The sequence below is a fragment of the Vibrio sp. 378 genome, from assembly GCF_033339435.1.
The window spans coordinates 1-1,793 of sequence record NZ_JAWOUO010000053.1 but is presented as its reverse complement, the minus strand read 5'-3'; the positions used below and the strand labels follow the sequence as shown (position 1 = coordinate 1,793).

Below are 1,793 nucleotides of genomic sequence, written 5' to 3'. Positions count from 1 at the left end.
CTACGCATATCCAAACCAACTGTTTGTCTGCCGTCACGCCTGTGCTGATTTTCACCCAACCGTTGCCGTAACGCAGTGCGTTGACAACTAAGTTACTCACCGCTCGCTTAATAGCAATCGGGCTACCTTTCGCAGGAGGAAGGTGCATGTTCAAGTCCGTTTCAATCTCGACTTCATATCCCCCTTCAGAGCTCGCCACGTCACTAGCGATGGTACTGACATCAACCGACTCAAACGATTCTTTGTTTACAGGCTTTAGATAATCCATAAATTGACTGATGATCTCATTGCACTCTTCCGTGTCACTGATGATCCCTTCCGCCAAATAGCTGTCTTCTGGCGACATCATTTCAGTAGCGAGACGAATTCGCGTCAGCGGCGTACGTAAATCATGACTGATGCCTGCCATTAACAGAGCGCGGTCTTCTTCGAGCTCTTGAATCCCTTTCGACATCTGGTTAAACGCACGAGTTACCGAACGAATTTCCGATGCGCCTTTTTCTGGTAGCGGTGGGGGAATTTCCCCTCTCCCAACGCCTTCTGCCGCTCGTTGCAACGCCAATAATGGCCGGTTTTGCAAGCGAATAAACAACCAACCACCTGCGATAATTAATAGCGCCATGATCAGGCTGTTACGAAATAGCGGCGCAAAGTCCTCTTCTTGCAGCTCAGACAACGGGATGCGAATAATGGAATTGGGCAACTTCTCGATGTGCATCCACAAAATGTAGCTTTCACTACCCAGCAGCAGGCGTACTTCGGTTGGTGAGCCTAGCTCTTGAGTCATTTCCTCCGACATCAAATCAATCGACATCGCATGGTTAAACTCAACCGCCTTCTCGCTGTTGATGCTGTGAACTGTCACGCCCAACCTTTCTAATAACTGGCGACGCAATGGTGCATCCGATTTGAGCGGGCCATCTTCATCGAGAACCAGATTCAGTTCGTGAGCGAGAATTTTGTTGAACTGTTGCAGGCTTGGCATCAACGCGTAGTTAAAAACGGCGTAATAAGAAAAGACTTGGCTAGCGAGAAGCAAGGAGATGAACAGTAGAATAGATTGTGTCAGTGAACTTCGGATTCGCATGGAAATTTCCTGATGATCCTAATTGCGAAAACCTCGGCCACCAAATAAGAAGGAAATTTGATGGCCGAAGTTTTAAAAACCGATTGCCGGTTAAGCGAGTAAGAGTTACGACTCTTTGCCGTCTGGGACAAATACGTAACCTAAACCCCATACGGTCTGGATGTAGCGAGGTTTGCTCGGATCGTCTTCCAGCATGCGGCGTAGACGAGAAATTTGTACGTCGATAGAACGCTCCATCGCCGAGTATTCACGACCACGCGCCATATTCATCAGCTTATCACGCGACATTGGCTCACGCGCGTTGGTTACCAGTGATTTCAACACCGCAAATTCACCCGATGTTAATGGCATCGCCTCATCACCACGGAACATTTCACGCGTGCCGAGATTTAAACGAAACTCGCCAAACTCGACCACTTTTTCTTCTGTACTTGGCGCCCCCGGTAGCTCAACCGTTTGGCGACGTAAAACCGCTTTAATACGAGCGAGTAGTTCACGCGGGTTGAACGGTTTAGGTAGGTAATCATCCGAACCAACTTCCAAACCAACAATACGGTCAACCTCGTCACCTTTTGCTGTCAGCATCAGAATTGGCAACATGTTATTGGCGTGGCGTAAACGGCGACAAATCGACAAGCCATCTTCGCCTGGCAACATCAAATCCAATACCATTAGGTGAAAGTTTTCGCGTGTTAGTAGGCGATCC

Annotated in this window: 2 protein-coding genes; both read right to left on the bottom strand. The window is 48.5% G+C overall.

Features of this window, described 5'->3' with window-relative positions; translation table 11 throughout:
* On the bottom strand, positions 1-1,087 hold a 1,087-nt coding region (gene envZ / locus R7Q48_RS23975; RefSeq protein WP_318132572.1), incomplete at its 3' end, for a two-component system sensor histidine kinase EnvZ.
* A 105-nt stretch (positions 1,088-1,192) separates the two neighbouring features.
* A partial coding sequence (gene ompR, locus R7Q48_RS23970) for a two-component system response regulator OmpR (RefSeq protein ID WP_318132569.1) occupies positions 1,193-1,793 on the bottom strand: 601 nt, incomplete at its 5' end.